The sequence below is a fragment of the Acinetobacter geminorum genome, from assembly GCF_013009345.1.
Classification (GTDB): Bacteria; Pseudomonadota; Gammaproteobacteria; order Pseudomonadales; family Moraxellaceae; genus Acinetobacter; species Acinetobacter geminorum.
In genome coordinates, this window is sequence record NZ_JABELE010000046.1 from 1 (window position 1) to 1,228 (window position 1,228).

Annotated in this window: 1 protein-coding gene; it reads right to left on the bottom strand. The window is 40.1% G+C overall.

Annotation, left to right across the window (positions count from 1 at the left end):
* The coding region (locus HJG58_RS18585) for an IS256-like element ISAba26 family transposase (protein WP_170249800.1) at positions 1-1,153 on the bottom strand (1,153 nt) is incomplete at its 3' end.
* Positions 1,154-1,228 lie beyond the last annotated feature (75 nt).

Genomic DNA, 1,228 nt, shown 5'->3' on the forward strand with positions numbered 1-1,228 from the left:
AACGCCAATTTTGAATTGGCATCGTCCATTTCTTCGCAGCATTTGATGTTGCTAAGTAAATGACCTTCTTTACTGAGTCATCAGATGAAAAGATTTTCCTTTTCTTCGTTGAATGGCGTATTACGCTATTCAACGACTCAATCGCATTTGTTGTATAAATTGCATGACGTATTTCGGCTGGATAGCTAAAGATCGTTCGGATATTTTCCCAATTGGCCCGCCAGGATTCTCCAATTTTGGGATACTGGTGATTCCATTGATCACAGAAGATGTCTAGGGATTTTAAAGCATTTTCCTCTGTACTTGCCTGATAAATCGCTTTCAGACCCGACGTAACAGCTTTGTAGTCTTTCCAGCTTACAAATCTCAGGCTATTGCGTACAACATGCACGATACACAGTTGAATATCAGTATGAGGGTAAACAGAGGTTATCGCGTCAGGGAAGCCTTTTAATCCATCTACACAGGCAACAAGAATGTCCTGTACTCCTCGATTTTTTAGCTCTGTCATGACTGACAGCCAGAATTTGGCACCTTCTGTCTGAGCAATCCACATACCCAGTAATTCTTTTTGCCCATCCATATTGATGCCTAAAGCAAGGTATACGGACTTGTTAATCACATTGGAGTGCTGACGGACTTTGACAACAATACAGTCAAGATAGACAACAGGATAAAGGCTATCTAAGGCTCTATTTTGCCACTCAGTCACTTGCTCAATCACAGCATCGGTAACTTTGCTGATGAGAGATGCTGACACATCGGCATCGTACATTTCTTTGAAGAAGGCTACAATTTCCCTATTAGTCATTCCTTTTGCATACAGTGAGAGGATTTGGTCATCCATACTGGTGATGCGTGTTTGGTGCTTTTTGATAATTTGTGGCTCAAATGAACCTTCTCGATCACGGGGAATATCTAAAGCCAGTTGTCCATCTTGAGTTGTAATGGTTTTAGAACTAAACCCATTACGGCTATTTGAGCCTTTCTTGGGCTGATGCTTTTCATAACCGAGATGGTCTGAAAGTTCAGTATTGAGTGCAGTTTCAATCATGAATTTTTTAAAGACTGCTGTCATTTGGTTTAAGTCTTCTGGTGTTTTTAGACCTTTAGCCAATTCGGCAGCCATACTTTTGATTGTTGCTTCATCCATGTGAAGTACCTTTTGTAATTATCCTCTGAAGGATAAATGAAAATTAAGTACTTACACAAAATTTAGAACAGTCCC